The 16,752-nt window shown below is 45.7% G+C and carries 17 protein-coding genes; 11 read left to right on the top strand and 6 right to left on the bottom strand.

The annotated features are described in order from the left end of the window. Positions 1 to 94: 94 nt before the first annotated feature. Together metL and metB are read right to left on the bottom strand one after the other, a co-directional pair. A complete protein-coding gene (metL, locus tag ACRRSW_RS20150) occupies positions 95 to 2,509 on the bottom strand; it encodes a bifunctional aspartate kinase/homoserine dehydrogenase II (protein ID WP_432460262.1) in 2,415 nt (804 codons plus the stop codon). A 20-nt stretch (positions 2,510 to 2,529) separates the two neighbouring features. Continuing rightward, a complete protein-coding gene (gene metB, locus ACRRSW_RS20155) occupies positions 2,530 to 3,696 on the bottom strand; it encodes a cystathionine gamma-synthase (RefSeq protein ID WP_432460263.1) in 1,167 nt (388 codons plus the stop codon). A gap of 153 nt (positions 3,697 to 3,849) precedes the next feature. Here metB and metJ point away from each other — a divergent pair, with 153 nt between their 5' ends. After that, positions 3,850 to 4,149, top strand: coding sequence for a met regulon transcriptional regulator MetJ (gene metJ / locus ACRRSW_RS20160; protein ID WP_432455783.1), 300 nt, complete (start codon positions 3,850 to 3,852; stop codon positions 4,147 to 4,149). Positions 4,150 to 4,253: 104 nt separating this feature from the next. On the opposite strand, the gene ACRRSW_RS20165 is transcribed toward metJ, so the two are convergent. Further along, a complete protein-coding gene (locus tag ACRRSW_RS20165) occupies positions 4,254 to 4,931 on the bottom strand; it encodes a PEP-CTERM sorting domain-containing protein (RefSeq protein WP_432460264.1) in 678 nt (225 codons plus the stop codon). Between the two features lie 941 nt (positions 4,932 to 5,872). Then, positions 5,873 to 6,085 carry a 50S ribosomal protein L31 gene (gene rpmE / locus ACRRSW_RS20170; protein ID WP_432455781.1) on the bottom strand — a complete coding sequence of 71 codons (213 nt, stop codon included), beginning with the start codon at positions 6,083 to 6,085 and terminating at the stop codon, positions 5,873 to 5,875. A 205-nt stretch (positions 6,086 to 6,290) separates the two neighbouring features. Here rpmE and priA point away from each other — a divergent pair, with 205 nt between their 5' ends. The 9 genes from priA (at position 6,291) to rraA (ending at position 15,382) form a co-directional block, all read left to right on the top strand. Further along, positions 6,291 to 8,528, top strand: a complete 2,238-nt coding sequence (gene priA, locus ACRRSW_RS20175; RefSeq protein ID WP_432460265.1) for a primosomal protein N' — start codon at positions 6,291 to 6,293, stop codon at positions 8,526 to 8,528. 173 nt (positions 8,529 to 8,701) lie between these two features. Next, positions 8,702 to 10,456 (top strand): arginine--tRNA ligase, encoded by a 1,755-nt coding sequence (gene argS / locus ACRRSW_RS20180; RefSeq protein WP_432460266.1) that lies wholly within the window; start codon positions 8,702 to 8,704, stop codon positions 10,454 to 10,456. 2 nt (positions 10,457 to 10,458) lie between these two features. Continuing rightward, a complete protein-coding gene (locus ACRRSW_RS20185) occupies positions 10,459 to 11,025 on the top strand; it encodes an SPOR domain-containing protein (RefSeq protein WP_432455778.1) in 567 nt (188 codons plus the stop codon). Positions 11,026 to 11,340: 315 nt separating this feature from the next. Then, positions 11,341 to 11,643: a PilZ domain-containing protein gene (locus ACRRSW_RS20190; RefSeq protein WP_432455777.1), complete on the top strand. Its 303-nt coding sequence runs from the start codon at positions 11,341 to 11,343 to the stop codon at positions 11,641 to 11,643. Positions 11,644 to 11,751: 108 nt separating this feature from the next. Continuing rightward, positions 11,752 to 12,420, top strand: coding sequence for an AAA family ATPase (locus tag ACRRSW_RS20195; RefSeq protein WP_432455776.1), 669 nt, complete (start codon positions 11,752 to 11,754; stop codon positions 12,418 to 12,420). Next, the gene (locus ACRRSW_RS20200) at positions 12,407 to 12,730 is read left to right on the top strand and encodes a replication protein RepA (RefSeq protein ID WP_432460267.1); all 324 of its coding nucleotides are present in this window, start codon (positions 12,407 to 12,409) and stop codon (positions 12,728 to 12,730) included. Before ACRRSW_RS20195 ends, ACRRSW_RS20200 begins: the two co-directional genes overlap by 14 nt. A gap of 108 nt (positions 12,731 to 12,838) precedes the next feature. Then, on the top strand, positions 12,839 to 13,369 hold the full coding sequence (gene hslV / locus ACRRSW_RS20205) for an ATP-dependent protease subunit HslV (RefSeq protein WP_432460268.1): 531 nt from the start codon (positions 12,839 to 12,841) through the stop codon (positions 13,367 to 13,369). 19 nt (positions 13,370 to 13,388) lie between these two features. Then, positions 13,389 to 14,720 carry an HslU--HslV peptidase ATPase subunit gene (gene hslU / locus ACRRSW_RS20210; RefSeq protein WP_432455773.1) on the top strand — a complete coding sequence of 444 codons (1,332 nt, stop codon included), beginning with the start codon at positions 13,389 to 13,391 and terminating at the stop codon, positions 14,718 to 14,720. 173 nt (positions 14,721 to 14,893) lie between these two features. After that, the gene (gene rraA / locus ACRRSW_RS20215) at positions 14,894 to 15,382 is read left to right on the top strand and encodes a ribonuclease E activity regulator RraA (protein ID WP_432455772.1); all 489 of its coding nucleotides are present in this window, start codon (positions 14,894 to 14,896) and stop codon (positions 15,380 to 15,382) included. A 19-nt stretch (positions 15,383 to 15,401) separates the two neighbouring features. Here the strand turns inward: rraA and zapB are convergent, their stop codons facing one another. Further along, the gene (gene zapB / locus ACRRSW_RS20220) at positions 15,402 to 15,608 is read right to left on the bottom strand and encodes a cell division protein ZapB (RefSeq protein ID WP_432455771.1); all 207 of its coding nucleotides are present in this window, start codon (positions 15,606 to 15,608) and stop codon (positions 15,402 to 15,404) included. A 190-nt stretch (positions 15,609 to 15,798) separates the two neighbouring features. Here zapB and ACRRSW_RS20225 point away from each other — a divergent pair, with 190 nt between their 5' ends. Beyond that, positions 15,799 to 16,017: a DUF1653 domain-containing protein gene (locus ACRRSW_RS20225; protein WP_432455770.1), complete on the top strand. Its 219-nt coding sequence runs from the start codon at positions 15,799 to 15,801 to the stop codon at positions 16,015 to 16,017. 1 nt (position 16,018) lies between these two features. Here ACRRSW_RS20225 and cysE read toward each other — a convergent pair whose 3' ends face one another. Next, on the bottom strand, positions 16,019 to 16,744 hold the full coding sequence (gene cysE / locus ACRRSW_RS20230) for a serine O-acetyltransferase (protein WP_439033359.1): 726 nt from the start codon (positions 16,742 to 16,744) through the stop codon (positions 16,019 to 16,021). Positions 16,745 to 16,752: the final 8 nt, after the last annotated feature.

The following is a 16,752-nucleotide window of genomic DNA, read 5'->3' on the forward strand; positions in this document are numbered from 1 at the left end:
TTTGGCCTCCTGTTTAGGAGGCCTTTTTTATGTGAGATTTCAATTCTCAAATCTAAGCGAAACAGCTCGAGCAAAGCCACAACGCTAAATTCACTTAAGCCAAATACTGACAAAGACTCACTAAATCGGCTTGCAGCGCTCCTGCGGTCACGGCTCTGCCTGCTCCGGGACCTTGAATGACGAGAGGATTTTGCTGGTACCACTGACTTTCAACCGCAAAAACATTGTCACAGGGTTTGAGATTGGCAAATGGATGCCGTGCATCTATCGCCTGTAAACCGACCTCAGCCTTGCCCTGATGGTCGACTCTGGCGAGATAGCGGATCACCTTGCCTTGACGCTGGGCATCCTGCACCGCCTGCAACATCGGCTCATCTAAATCACTCAGCTGTTCAATAAACTGCTCAAGTTCTAATTCTGCTAAGGCTTCTGGCACCAGAGAAGCTAATTGAATATCCGCTAACTCAAGCTTGAGACCAGCCTCTCGGGCTAAGATCAGTAATTTTCGCTGCACATCCTTACCCGAAAGATCATCTCGAGGATCGGGCTCGGTCAACCCTTGATTGAGCGCATCCACCAGCAACTCAGAAAATGGACTAGAACCATCATATTGTTGAAATAACCAACTTAAAGTACCGGAAAATATTCCAGAAATAGCAAGGATCTGATCCCCCGCTTGCCGCAACTGCTGAATACTAGACTGAATTGGCAGTCCCGCACCAACCGTGGCATTGGCTAACCATTTGCAGCCATGGTCACGAAAACTCTGACTGAGCTGCTCAAAATTCGCTGAAGCACTGGCTCCGGCAAGTTTATTGGCGGTAATCAAATGCAGACCAAGCTTGGCAAACTCATGATAATACGCGCTTAAGGATTCACTGGCGGTAATATCCAACACCACTAGTTCATTAAAAGGATGCCGCTTCAGTTGCGCCAATACTTCCGGCCATAACAAGGGCTTAGCTAAACTATCATCGAAGGCTTGCGCAAGGCTCAAGCCAGCAAAATCGAGTAGTCCTGATTGGCTAGTAAACACTCCAGCGAGACAAAGCTCGAGTTTATAGTGTTGCTCCAACAAACTTTGTTGCTCGTTAAACAAGCTCAGCCACTGAGCCCCAATGTTGCCTTTGCCAAACACCACCACACCAACCTTACGGCGCTGTTTAAATAAGTTACTATGAAGCTCGATTAATACTGGCTCCAAGGTAATTTTACGTACTACCGCACACAGGCTCATTTTATCGGAGCTGGAATGAATAAACTCTAAAGGTTGCTCGGCTAGTTGCTGAAAGAACAAGTAACATTGTTGAGGATTATCACAAACCCCAGCGCCGACTAAGGCCACTAAACAATAACCTTCGGTACGTTCGACTTGTTGCACCTGATACTGCACCGCCAACTGGTCAATCTTGGTCAATGCCTCCGCAACTAGCTCGCGCGTGTAGGCCATCCGTAGCGAGCCAGTTTCAGTATGTTTATGACGCGTGGTCGGGGCCAGCTGCACACTTGCCAACGCACTTAACAGCGCGCTGGCATTTTGCTGGAAATGTTCAGTAAATGTCAGCTCTAACAACACCACGTCATCCACCGAGGTGACTATTTTTGCGGCGGTTTTTTTGGCTTCTTTCCGATGGATTTGAGTTTGTCCATCATTGGGAGCATAACTACAACGTAAGCTTAAGCGTTGCCGAGAGCGAGCCAGCGGCTCTAGCGTTCGAGCATGAAGTACCGAGGTACCAATCCTTGATAATTCAGCGGCTTCATTTAAAGCTAAATGATCTAACAAATGAGCATCTTTCACTAAGCGCGGGTCGGCACTGTAAATTCCCGCAACATCACTCCAAATCGTGGTCGAGACAGCATCGGCTAAAGCCGCCAATTCGGTTGCAGAGTAATCACTGCCATTACGCCCAAGCGTCACCGTGCGTTGTTCGCTATCACTGCAAATAAAACCTGTCACCACAATTCGGCAAGCGGGTTTATCCGCTAAACACGCCGCCAACAAGGGGGTGCTGCGCGCAACATCTACCTGCGGTTGGGCCGCTAATTCGGCTTTGAAAAACTGTCGTGAATCCATCCATTCCGCAGCACAGTCTTGTTCACTTAAAAGAGCAGCCAATAATCTTGCTGACCAACGCTCACCATAAGAGAGTAGTTCGTTAATGATAAAGGCATTAATCTCCGCCTCTAGCAAATGAGCAATTTGTCGATGCTCTGCGACAAGCTCTCGCTCGATCACTTGCGCCCTCGATTCACTCAATAAATCTTTAACTAGCTGCGCCTGAAACTGAATCAAAGCAGCTAAGGCTTCCGCAGCGGCATTATCGGCTTGTTTCGCCAAATCAATGATATTCAACAAACGATTGGTGGTTTTACCCGCAGCCGATACCACAATGAGATCTTGCGCTTGTGAATGCTGCGCAACAATACCCGCCACTCGTTTGAAACAGCTAGCGTCAGCGAGGCTACTGCCACCAAATTTATGGACATGTCTATTAACTACCGACATGAAGTTCTCCTGTACAACTTTTAGCCAACCGAAAGATTGGCAAATGCCTGCTGTAAATCATTCACTAAATCTTCAGCTTCTTCTAAACCAACCGATACCCGTAACAATTGCGCCGATATTCCCGCTTCAGCCAATGCCTCAGACGACATTGCCGCGTGGGTCATAGTTGCAGGATGAGCGATTAAACTCTCTACCCCGCCCAAAGACTCAGCCAAAGAAAACAACTGTAAGCCTTTCAAAAATTTCACCATTTGAGTTTCATCTAACGCAACTTCAAAGCTTAACATAGCACCAAAGCCAGATTGTTGTTGTTGGGCTAACGCATGACCGGGGTGCTCTGCTAAGCCGGGATAATAAATCGCAGACACCAAAGGCTGCTGCTGCAGGCATTGAACAATAGTTTGAGCATTGTGTTGGTGAACATTCATCCGTGCTTTCAGAGTTCTTAAGCCCCGCAGAGTTAAATAGGAATCAAAGGCTGAGCCTGTTAAACCTAGACAATTCGCCCACCAGCTCAAGCTTTCTGCCAATAACTCAGTTTTTGCCACAACCATACCCGCCACCACATCAGAGTGACCATTAATATACTTAGTCGCCGAATGCACCACAATATCGGCCCCCAGTAAAATTGGATTCTGTAATACAGGCGACAAAAACGTATTATCCACAACTACCAAAGCCCCCACAGCATGCGCTTGTTGAGCTATTTTTTGAATATCCACAATCCGCAATAACGGGTTGCTGGGAGTTTCTAACCAAATTAACTTTGGTTGCTTGGCGAGGGCGGTTTGCAAGCTCTCGCTATCATTTTGATCGATAAACTCGACTTCAAAGGCCTGCTTCTTCGCCAAACTGTCAAACAGGCGATAACTTCCGCCATAACAATCGTGCGGTGCGATCAACAAATCGCCAGGCGCTAACAAAGCGGTCACTAAATGAACGGCCGACATGCCGGTATTGGTGATCACCGCCCCTGCACCATGCTCTAGGTTGGCAATCGCATCGGCTAATATTTGACGGGTTGGATTACCAGAGCGACTGTAGTCAAACTGCCGCTTTTGCTTAAAATCGGCGAAACTATAATTACTCGACAAATAAATTGGCGGAACCACCGCTCCGTGTTGGCTATCACTCTCAATACCACTGCGAACCGCAATGGTGGCGGCGTGAAGATCTTTTAATGACATGTGTTCACTGACTCCCTCTAATTATGCTGCCACTTTACCACTCCCCATAAAGACGTCAACACTTCTAGACGTCTAAATGTCTTTGCTCTTGGATTGCTAAGTGGCTTTTCCCCCGTTACAATAGGGTTTCTTTGGTTTGGTGTGTATTCAAGTATGTCGACAGATTGGAATGGTGAGTGGATCAGCCCTTATGCTGAACACGGAAAAAAAAGCGAACAAGTAAAAAAAATAACGGTATCAATACCTTTAAAAGTATTGAAAATACTGACCGATGAGCGTACCCGTAGACAAATTAACAATCTACGGCACGCCACCAACAGTGAGTTGCTCTGCGAAGCATTTTTACACGCTTACACTGGGCAACCCCTGCCCGATGATGCCGATCTACAAAAAGATAGACCCGACCCGGCCTTAGAAAAAGCCACCGAAGCTGAATTGGATAAAGAAGATTAAGATTTTGCAAAGCCGCTCATTGAGCGGCTTTTTTGTTAAATACTAGACAAACACTTTTGAATAAGCTCACTTATCTTGCAGGAACAACCGCCCACGGCAGAGAGTTAAGCACTTGCTTGTACTTTATATGACTTTTTATTTCGTCTAAGCATACATAAGCCAGCAATACCAAATGCCGCAAGAAATATCGTGGATGGCTCGGGAACAGATGAAACACTAATGTTATCGAAACTTTGACCGAGTCTGTTATTAAACAAGCCAACTTGTCCTTGGCTGTACAAACTGCTAGTTAAGGTAGTGACCAAAGTACCATTCACAAATGCTGAGTAGGTATCTCCGAACACATCGATTTTTAAATGAATATCACTTTTAGATGGGAATAATGCACCAGAATGCTTTAAAACTGGTGAATTGCCACCATTTACGAATTCGTGCCAGTAAACCCCGGTACCTCCACCACCAAGACCTCCTGTGATTAAGGCTATTCCGTTAAAAAGCCCCCCATTGTATGAACTACGAAGAACTACACCGCCATCCCATACATCATTAATATCCAATTCAACAGAAAAATCCCTTAAATCTGTCGGTAACAAGCTAAATGCTTGATTCCCTGATGTAGACTGGTATGCACCACCTTTATCATTCCAGCTACCCTGTTCATTTCCCCATAAAGGAGATGCGGCAGAATCAAAATCATCTGTAAATATGACTGCCGCAATGCTTGACCCAGCAATCGACCAGATTAAAATAACCTTAACTACAAATTGAAAATATATTTTCATTGCAAAAATTCCTTTTAATTGTTTAATTCTAAATTACGACTGTTGACACTGCTATATAACGTCCCAACACAATCCTTCAAAAATTCAATATGGTTTTCTCCCTCTAAATAAAGAAACTATATCTACAGATTCATTCCGCTTAAACATTCTCAAAAAAACATAACCTATTGAATTTAAAGTGCATGTCAATAAAAACATTATAATAAGAAAGGTTATGTGAATTTAAAAACATAGAGGCGACTACTTTTACTCAATCACCTTAGATAGAAAGGGCGTTGTTGCAGGGCAAACAGCTTCGTAATAACCCCTGAGCTACAAGGTCGTCTAGACAATGCAATTCAGTAATCCATTCGACATAACTACCAAGTTGCTTATTATTCACTTGCAACTACGGTTCTTAGCGAAAATGGAATTATGTTTTAAGTATAAGAATGATACTACTCTACACTGCCCCTGATTTTTCTCTCAGGATGCACGAGCACAGAAACAAGCTCTGAAATCTCTTCAACTATTCTCGATTACGGAATATATGGACAGTCAAGAATTACAAAGGAACGCCCTGAAAAACTATTCCAAATAACGCAGTGCTGTCAGGGAAGAGAGGTAAAGTGACCCTACAAGCAACTGATATTCCCGCACAGATCGGTACAACTTTTTACTACTGTTTCGAAATAAAAGTCTAAGAAAGAGAAATTGAACTGACAAAACTATACCTGCCCAAAAATGGTGGATGGCAACGACAAGCATTATAGATCTAGCTATATGGCAAAACCCTAAAACTCAAAAAAGGTAAAGCGACTTTCTGAAAAACGATTTGAGCGAAAATAAATACAAATCTGCTATGAGCAAAATTGCTTTATATCTCATTCGCATCATGACCAGACACAAAAAAAGCGCCTTTCGGCGCTTTTTCTTTACTGTAAAGCTTAAATAAGGCTGGCTTATTTTTTGCCCAATACAGCGAATTTTTTGTTGAAACGATCAACACGACCACCAGTATCAACGTTACGTTGCTTACCAGTGTAGAATGGGTGACATTTGTCACATACGTCTAGGAACATAGTACCAGTACGAGTCGATTTAGTTTCGATTACGTTACCGCAAGAACAAGTCGCAGTAAGTAGTTCGTAAGTTGGATGGATATCAGTTTTCATGGATTACCTCAATACTTGGGCCGCGTCGCCATTTGATCACCACGATTGGCACCAAACACCACACGAAAGCAACTCTATCAGAGCCTATAAATTTTAGGTGGCGGATCATATAGGATGGCTCCGCGCTTAGCAAGTATTCAAGGTCTATTCGCGGATAAAAAAACACCAGCGACTTCATTTGCCCCATGCATAGTCAAGCTTTAGAATGAGGCAGGTTTTTTCATGGGTTCATAAATTTGTGTTAATTGTTCGTGTTGCTTTAGCAATTCCATTGCGTCGACTATTTGATTATCGAGTATCCGATGACTCGGCAATACCAGTGATCGGTGCCCGGGTCAAAGTCCCCTTTGGTAAAGGTGAAAAAGTTGGCTTGGTGGTGGAGCATCCCGATGATAGTGACATCGATAGCGACAAATTAAAAACCATTAGCCAAATTGTCGATCAACAGGCCTTACTTCCCGCGAGTCTATTTAAACTATTAAATTGGGCCAGCAGCTACTATCACCATAGTTTGGGTGACGTACTGAGCCAGGCCTTGCCCAGCCTGTTACGTAAAGGCGAACCCGCACAGGCCAAAGCGATTGTCGCCTGGCGCCTTAGTGAACAAGGCAAGCAAGCTAAGCTCGCAGAATTTAAGCGTGCTCCCAAGCAAGGTGTAGTCATTGGCGCGCTGCAACAACAAGCCGATTTTCAATTAAACGATGAACAAGCCAAACAACGAGACTTCTCGCGTTCTGCGCTCACCGCCTTACAGCAAAAAGGCTTGCTAGAAAAAGTCACAGCACGCGCAACCGTGCCAGATTGGACTCAACAACAGACCAACAAAAGCCAAGCCTTGCAGCTCAATCCTGAGCAAGCAATTGCGGTAGCGGCCATCAACCAAAGCCTATCGAGCTTTCAGGCCTTTCTCATTGAAGGTATTACCGGATCCGGTAAAACCGAAATCTATCTCAATGTAATTGCCGAAGTTCTGGCGAAGGGCCAGCAGGCTTTAGTTCTGGTTCCCGAAATTGGCCTCACGCCACAAACCTTGGCTCGTTTTGCCGAACGCTTCGAAGTTCCAGTTTATGCGATCCACTCGGGCCTGAATGATAGTGAAAGGCTTAGTGCTTGGCTCAAGGCGAAGCAAGGCGAAGCTGGCATCATCATTGGCACCCGATCGGCGGTGTTCACTCCGATGGCCAAGCCTGGCGTAATCATCATCGATGAAGAGCACGATAGCTCCTTTAAGCAACAAGACAGCTTTCGTTACCACGCCCGCGATTTAGCCATTGTACGCGCTCGATTAGAACAAATTCCTATCATCTTAGGCTCGGCCACACCTTCGTTAGAGAGCCTGCACAATGCCCTGAGCGGCCGTTATGTTCATCTACAACTCAAACAACGAGCAGGTAATGCAGTATTAGCCAAGCAACAATTGCTGGATATTCGCCATCAACCGCTCAACTCGGGGCTTTCTCCCGCCTTAGTGAAAGCAATGCGCATGGAGCTAAAGGCTGGTCGTCAGGTGATGCTGTTTTTAAATCGCCGAGGTTACGCGCCAGCCCTGCTCTGTCATGAGTGCGGGCACGTCTGTGAGTGTGAACGCTGCGAGTCATATTTTACCTACCATCAGCAGCCCCGTCACTTGGCCTGTCATCACTGTGGCAGCCAACAACCGGTGCCACATCAATGCCAACAGTGTGGTTCCACCAATCTGGTCACCACTGGCCTTGGTACCGAACAACTGCAAGAGGCCTTACTGGAGATCTTCCCAGAATATAAAGTGGCACGGATCGACCGAGACAGTACACGACGCAAAGGCAGCTTGGAGCAATTGTTGGAACAGATCCATAACAATCACTATCAAATTTTGCTGGGAACCCAAATGCTGGCCAAGGGACATCACTTCCCTAATGTAACCTTAGTTGCCCTACTCGATATCGACCATGCCTTGTTCTGTTCCGACTTTCGGGCCCCAGAACGCCTGGCCCAACTATATGTGCAGGTAGCTGGCCGAGCAGGGCGCGCCAACTTAGAAGGGAAAGTGATGTTGCAATCTCATCACCCTGAGCATGAACTGCTGCAAGACTTGATTAATAATGGTTACCAACACTTTGCGCGCTTTGCCCTTAATGAACGCAAAGACACCGAACTTCCCCCTTTTAGCTTTCAAGCGCTATTTCGCTTAGAAGCAGTGGATGGTCAGGCGGTGCATGACTTAAGCCAGCAGCTCTATCAACTAGCCCAGCCACTACAGCAGGCGAATAGCTGGGTTTTTCCTCCCTGCCCAGCGCCACAAGCACGTCGCGCAGGAAAATTTCGGATGCAACTATTAATTCAAGCGGAACAGCGCACCAGCCTACATCAGCTTATCCATCGGCTGTTACCACAATTGGAGAACTTAAAACTCAGCCGTAAAGTTCGTTGGTCCTTAGATATAGACCCTTATGATATGCAGTAATCACACGCCTCTTTACGCAAAGCAGCAACATCAACAACCAAGCGCGTAGCGATTTGCTCCAATCAAATCAAATCACACCGAATTAGCCTAGATAAGAGATAGTTTTCAGCGGCAATTGTCGGTAAAATGCCCGCCTTGTACATTTTATTTACGCGAGATTGGTGTCAACCTACATGAAAGAGCTTATTCAACAACTTCTGGAACAAACGGTCATTGCCCTGAAACAACAACAGGTGCTCCCTGAAGGATTCGAACCTCGGATCCAAGTTGACCGAACCAAGGATAAAGCTCACGGCGACTTAGCGACCAACCTTGCCTTAATGGCCGCCAAACCCGCTGGGAAAAATCCTCGTGAACTAGCTCAGTTGATTGTCGATAATTTACCAAGTTCGACACTCATCGATAAAACCAGCATTGCCGGCCCAGGTTTCATTAATTTCTATCTTAATAATGATTGGCTGGTCTCTCAAATTGAAGCCATGTCGAGCTCTCCTTCGGCGAATGTAAAATTGGCAGAACAAGCACAAACCGTTGTGGTTGACTACTCTGCGCCAAACGTTGCGAAAGAAATGCACGTGGGCCACCTGCGTTCTACCATCATTGGTGATGCGGTGGTTCGCACCCTAGAGTTTTTAGGCCACAAGGTGGTTAGAGCCAATCACATCGGCGACTGGGGAACTCAATTTGGCATGTTAATCGCCAACTTGGAAGAAGTTGAAAAACGCGGTACTGACGCAGGCGATATTGAATTAGCCGATTTAGAAGTGTTCTATCGTGAATCTAAAGCGCGTTACGACAGCGATGAAGCTTTTGCCAAGCGCGCGCGCAACTACGTGGTGAAACTGCAAAGTGGCGATGAATACTGTAATACCATGTGGCGCAAACTGGTCGACATCACTTTGAATCATAACCAATCTGTTTACGACCGTTTAAATGTATCGCTAACTAAAAACGACGTGATGGGCGAAAGCATGTATAACCCCATGCTGCATGATGTGGTTCGCGACTTAAAGCAACAAGGTTTAGCAGTTGAAGACAACGGGGCAACCGTGGTTTACCTCAACGAATACAAAAATAAAGATGGCGACCCAATGGGCGTGATCATTCAGAAAAAAGATGGTGGTTTTTTGTACACCACCACCGATATAGCCTGTGCTAAATACCGTTACCAAGACTTAAATGCCGACCGAGTTTTATATTTTATCGACTCCCGTCAGCATCAACATCTAATGCAAGCCTGGAACATTGTGCGCAAAGCTGGTTATGTGCCAGAGTCGGTGCCACTAGAACATCACGCCTTTGGCATGATGCTAGGCAAAGATGGCCGCCCCTTCAAAACCCGCAGTGGCGGTACCGTGAAGCTGGTCGATTTACTAGAAGAAGCGGAACAGCGAGCACAAGTTATTGTGGCTGAAAAGTCTCGAGATCTGGATGCGGAGCAACAACTAGAGGCCGCCAAAGCAATCGCGATGGGCGCGGTGAAATACGCCGATTTATCGAAGAACCGTACCACCGACTACATCTTCGATTGGGAAAACATGTTGGCCTTCAACGGCAATACCGCACCGTACTTGCAATATGCTTATACTCGGATCCAATCTATTCTTCGTCGCTCAGCAATCGACCTCGACAGCCTTGAGCAAAACATTATATTGGCTGAAGAAGCCGAAATCGCTCTCGCACAAAAATTAATTCAGTTTAGCGATGCGGTCAACAATGTAGCCGATAAAGGTATGCCACACATGATGTGTAATTACCTCTACGAGCTCGCGGGTGCATTTATGACTTTCTATGAAGCTTGCCCAATCCTTAAGGACGATGTTGAGAGCGAGGTGAAACATAGTCGTCTGCGCTTAGCAGCTTTAACAGCGAAAGTGTTAGATCAAGGTCTTTCATTATTAGGGATCGAGACTTTGGATCGGATGTAAACATGGCAAAGGACTATGTAGGGCGCAGCAAGCCTAAGAAAAAACCCGCGGCTAGATCTAGCCGCGCGGTCAGTCATCAAAAACGCTTCCCCTTCGCCTTAGCTCTCGCGGTGATCGCAGCGATCGTGGGTTTCTCGGTATTGCTATTTAATATTAAAGGTAGCGCGCCCACGCCAGCTCCCGAGCTCAGCGAGTTGGTAAACCCACAACCCATCGCAAAGCCAAAGGCCAAAGCAAGTCTGCCAGAGCCACCAAAAGAGCGGAGCTATGTTAAAGAGCTAGAACACAAGCAAGTAGAAGTTGAGCCGGCCGCCAAACCAAGCCAGCCGGCCATCCCTTACCAAATGCAGTGTGCTTCTTTCCGTAGCCGAGACCGCGCCGAAGAGAGTAAAGCCTTAATTGCCTTTGCAGGCCTGGAAAGTCAAATTAAGCGCACCGAAGGGGAAAATGGCGCCTGGTATCGCGTGGTGTTGGGCCCCTATCCCACCAAGCGAGATGCTGAACGAGATCGGCATATATTACAACGCGCCAAAATCAATGGTTGCCAAATTTGGCATTGGAGCTTTTAAGTAGGGAGCTTTTAAGACATCCAAACTATATACAAGCCAACAGAGATGTTGGCTTTGATTGATACTAAAGCATATATGAATAAAGACGCCCTTATCCACCAACAGCCATAACCTTTAACCATAACGTAAAATCTTGTATAAAGGCCTTAAAGTAGCTAATTATTCAATTACTGCCTGTGCTAAGCGCTTAAAAATATTACTTATTTGACTTATATCCCAACTATGTTATAAAAATGTAGCTATTCTAATAAATCAGTTTTGACTAAAAACGGCAAAATAAGACCAAGACCGTGACTCAAATAGGAACGCGATACTATGAACAACACGGAACTACAGCAACTTGAGCGACGAGGCTCAATGCGACTCGATTTGGAAAACGAACCGGTGCAGCTCATTTTGACCAATAACGAAGACGATGAAGCAGTGATTGAAGCCACTTGTATCGACATCTCTCGCCGTGGCATGTTGATTGTTCATGATAAAGATTTAGCGATTGGCACCAAACTTAAAGTTAAATTTACTGCGAAACATTCCGCTGAAGCGGAAATGAAAGTAAAGGTAGCGCGTTGTCATCGTAAGAACTTCTCTAGCTATAATATGTTTTTGTTAATACTGTAAAATTCTCGTCCAGATAAGCAAACATGTCAGTTTGTCTTATACTTAATAAACTTGTACCACAAAGCCAGTAATTATAATTGGTCGCAAGTTGCAGAAGAGGGATGAACCATGTTGATACTTGTTGGTGGGGAAAAGGGTGGTAGTGGTAAAAGTTGCTTAGCACAAAATATTGCCGTTCACCTGAAAACCGAATTTGACGCAAATATCTTAATGGTTGATTGCGACCCGCAGCGCACTACCTCCGATTGGATCCAAGCCCGCAACGAAGATGAATCCCTACCAGGGATTAACTGTATTCAACTCTACGGAAAAATCCGCAAGGACTTACTCAGCCTAGAAAATGGCTACGATTTTGTGATTGTGGACTGTGGTGGTCAAGACAACTTAGCCATGCGTGCAGCAATGTCAGTCGCAAAATATGTATTAATTCCACTACGACCCAAACGCCGTGACCTTAAAACTCTTCCGCATATGGAAGACATGCTCAGTACCTGTAAAATGGTCAACCCTAAAATGGTCGCTAGTTTTGTAATCACCCAATGCCCATCTCTGCCCAACCAAGCAAATCGGATCCTCGACGCCAAAGAAGTTTGTCGCTCCTTCGGCTTACACGTGCTCGACTCCGTGACCTTCGCTCGCAATCTCTACGATGATAGTGAAGAAAGTGGCCGTTCGGTGTTAGAGATAGAGCCCGAAGGTAAAGCTGCCAATGAGATCAAAGCGATAGTGACTGAATTACTCGCCATCCAGCAAGAAGACTCCCATGAGTTTAACTGATTTAAAAAAGCAACCGCATCGCCGCCGCCAAGCCAAAAAGATAAGCGTCGAACAATTCATCGATGATGCCGAAAACTATGCACTAGGAAAACCGAGCCTCAATCCAAAAAAGGCTCCCGCCGACAAGCCTAGCACCACCTTTCGGCACTGTACTTTCACCTTTGATGCCTCCGCAATAAACCAGTTACAATACGCTTCTCAGCAGCATCAACTGGCAAAATCCAAATTATTACGGGTACTATTGAGTCACTTCACATCACTCAACGATGAACAACAGCAACAGTTGTTGAAATTATTTAATCACAACTAAAGCACCACAGTTTTTGGCTTATACCTTGAAAAATTATCGACGCCCCCCCACTTCATTGAGATAGCCAAGTTAACTCTTATGGTTAGCTGTATAAACTGAGGAAATATCGTGACTACTATCGTCTCCGTACGCCGCAACGGCAAAGTGATCATTGCTGGCGATGGCCAAGTTTCCCTTGGCAATACCGTGATGAAAGGCAACGCAAAGAAGGTTCGCCGCCTTTATCACGGTCAAGTGTTGGCCGGATTTGCTGGCGGCACTGCCGATGCATTTACCCTATTTGAACGTTTCGAAGCAAAACTAGAAATGCATCAAGGTCACCTTACCAAGGCAGCTGTAGAGCTGGCCAAAGATTGGCGAACCGATCGCATGCTACGTAAACTAGAAGCCCTACTGGCAGTCGCAGACAGCGAAGCATCATTAATCATTACTGGTAACGGTGACGTGGTTCAACCTGAGCACGACTTAATCGCCATCGGTTCTGGAGGGCCTTTTGCTCAGTCTGCGGCTCTCGCCCTATTACAAAACACCGATTTAGGCGCACGTCAAATTGCTGAAAAAAGCCTGAGCATTGCCGGTGACATTTGTGTGTTTACCAACCAGTACCATACTATTGAAGAATTAGACGCGAAAGCTTAAAGCTTTGCAGGAAAAAATTATGTCTGAAATGACCCCCAGAGAAATTGTCTCCGAATTAGATAACCACATCATCGGCCAATCTGAAGCCAAACGCGCAGTGGCGATTGCCTTACGCAACCGCTGGCGCAGAATGCAACTCAATGATGAATTGCGCCATGAAGTTACGCCTAAAAATATCTTAATGATAGGCCCAACAGGCGTCGGTAAAACCGAAATTGCACGGCGCTTGGCGAAACTAGCGCACGCCCCATTCATTAAAGTAGAAGCTACAAAATTCACCGAGGTCGGTTATGTTGGAAAAGAAGTTGAGACGATTATTCGCGATCTCGCCGATGTTGCCTTCAAAATGACCCGCGAGCAAGAAACCGAAAAATTTCGTTTTCGAGCCGAAGACCAAGCAGAAGATCGGATCCTCGATGCTCTACTGCCCCCAGCAAAAGACAGCTTTGGTCATGATGAGAAGAAAGAAGACAACTCGACTCGCCAGGCTTTTCGTAAAAAACTGCGTGAAGGCCAACTTGACGACAAAGAAATTGAAATTGATGTGGCTCAGCCACAGATAGGTGTCGAAATCATGGCCCCTCCGGGCATGGAAGAGATGACCAATCAATTACAAGGTATGTTTCAAAACCTATCTGGCAGCAAAGATAGCAAGAAACGTAAACTCAAAATTAAAGAAGCTTTCAAATTATTGGTGGAAGAAGAAGCCGCTAAAATGGTCAACCCAGAAGAGCTCAAAGAAAAAGCCCTGTACGCGGTTGAAAACCAAGGCATCGTATTCTTAGATGAAATCGATAAAATTTGTAAACGCGGCGATGTTTCAGGCCCAGATGTAAGCCGAGAAGGTGTGCAACGCGACTTACTACCACTGGTTGAAGGCTCAACTGTAAGCACCAAACATGGCATGGTAAAAACCGACCACATCCTGTTTATTGCATCCGGCGCTTTTCAGGTCGCGAAACCTTCCGATCTGATCCCTGAATTACAAGGGCGTTTGCCGATCCGTGTTAGTCTGAATGCACTCAGTGCAGATGATTTTGAGCGGATCCTCACCGAACCTAATGCTTCATTAACCGAACAATACAAGGCGCTAATGGCCACCGAAGGCCTAGACGTTGAGTTCACCAAAGAAGGGATCCGTCGGATTGCCGATGCGGCATGGCAAGTGAATGAACGCACCGAGAATATTGGCGCTCGTCGGCTACACACGGTGATGGAAAAATTAATGGAAGAATTAAGCTTTGTGGCCTCTGATAATTCAGGTCAGAAAGAGATCATCGACGCCGATTACGTCAATAAATCTTTAGACGAATTAGTCGCCGACGAAGATTTAAGTCGTTTCATTTTATAAATACCTCGCAGAGTTATCAATTTGATGACTCTGCTAATCCCCTTTAAGCCCCGTAATGCGGTCTGCAGCCGGGTTATTTTGCTTTTCTAGCTTAGTTATTATTTCTTAATTGAAAACCGCGACTTAGTGTTTATACTGGTAGCGATAACTCGGGCCAATTTAGGATCCAGACCATGGAATATAATACCTCTGAACTTTGTGACCTATACGCAGATACGGTTGATGTCGTCGAACCCATGTTTGCCAGTTATGGTGGCAGAAACTCTTTTGGGGGAGAAATTACCACCATCAAATGTTTTGAAAATTCGGGCTTAATTGCTCAGGTCGTTCAGGAGCCTGGCACCGGTAGGGTATTATTGATAGACGGCGGCGGCTCATTGCGACGCGCCTTACTCGATGTAACCATCGCCGAAGCTGCAGCCGAAAATGAATGGGATGGCATTATTGTTTACGGTTGTGTTCGAGATGTGGACGCGCTTGAAGATTTAGATATAGGGATCCAGGCACTGGCTTCCATTCCTGTTGGTGCTGACGCCGAAGACGAAACTGGTGATGTGAATATTCCGGTCAATTTTGGTGGCGTCACTTTTTTACCGGAAGATCATATTTATGCCGACACCACTGGCGTGATTTTATCGCCTGAACCACTCGATATCGAATAAGGTCCAAGCGAATTTAAGCTTACTCGGCTTGAACGTCTTCGATACGCCCTAACAAGGCAGTAAGGCGTTCTTGCCAAGCTTGTTGTTCTTGTAACAGATGACTATTCTCATCACTCAGCTTACTATTTTGTTCTTTGAGTTCTTCAATTTCCATACGTAGTAATTCAATACTATCGACTGCAATTTGAACCTTTGCTTCTAATTTTTCCAATACGTCAAAAGACATCAACCTACTCCCGTTAATCTGTTGTTAACCTCACTCTAGATATTCTATCTAAAGTCAGTCCTCATGGATAAATGAACCCTAATCGTGTTCACATATTGATAAAGACTTACTTTAAAGCAGCATACTCTTGTCATCTATGCCCAACAAGGGTAGAACTCTATTTACCTAACTAGTTGTCGAATTTATAAACATGAAATTAAAGAAAGGTCGATACCGACATTACAAAGGTCCGGAATACCAAGTGATCGATACCGTGACCCATTCTGAAACCGAAGAACAGTTGGTACTTTACCGACCTTTATACGGAGAAGGTAAACTGTGGGTTCGGCCCTATCATATGTTTGTTGAAGAGGTCGTTGTGGACGGCCAAACAATGCCGCGCTTCGCTTATATCGCCGCCACCGACTAAATTAGATATTTTGCCCCATATCAATGGCTGGCATCTCACAACCGGGTCTGCCCACCACCTTTGCTGGTACGCCAGCAACCGTGGTATGCGCAGGCACATCCTCGAGAACGACACTACCCGCCCCCACTTTTGCGCCGCGTCCCACTTCAATATTGCCAAGGATCTTTGCACCCGCACCAATCAATACCCCTTGACGAACTTTTGGATGTCGATCGCCTCGGTCTTTCCCGGTTCCCCCTAAAGTCACCGATTGTAAGATTGATACATCATCTTCAATCACTGCGGTTTCACCCACCACGATGCCAGTGGCATGGTCAAACATGATCCCTTTACCGATGGTGGCCGCCGGATGAACATCCACAGCAAACACCGCCGAGATTTGGTTTTGCATATAACGCGCTAGTGCCAAGCGTCCACGATGCCACAACCAATTTGCCACACGGTAGCCCTGTAAGGCATGGAAACCTTTCAGATATAACAAGGGGATCGCGTAGTATTTTACTGCCGGGTCACGATCTTTCACTGCCACAATGTCAGCCGCCACTGCTTCCAAAATATTTGGATCAGCCAATAAAGCTTCTTCAATAAATTCACGCAACAAAATCGCCTGTACCGTTGAGCTATCCAACTTACTTGCTAATTGGAAGCTCAAGGCCGAGGCCAGCGTATGGTGATTCAAAATCGTCGAATAGAAGAAGCTGGATAACATCGGCTCATCTTCAGCCATTCGGTGCG

This window comes from Agarivorans sp. QJM3NY_25 (assembly GCF_050870875.2).
Classification (GTDB): domain Bacteria; phylum Pseudomonadota; class Gammaproteobacteria; order Enterobacterales; family Celerinatantimonadaceae; genus Agarivorans.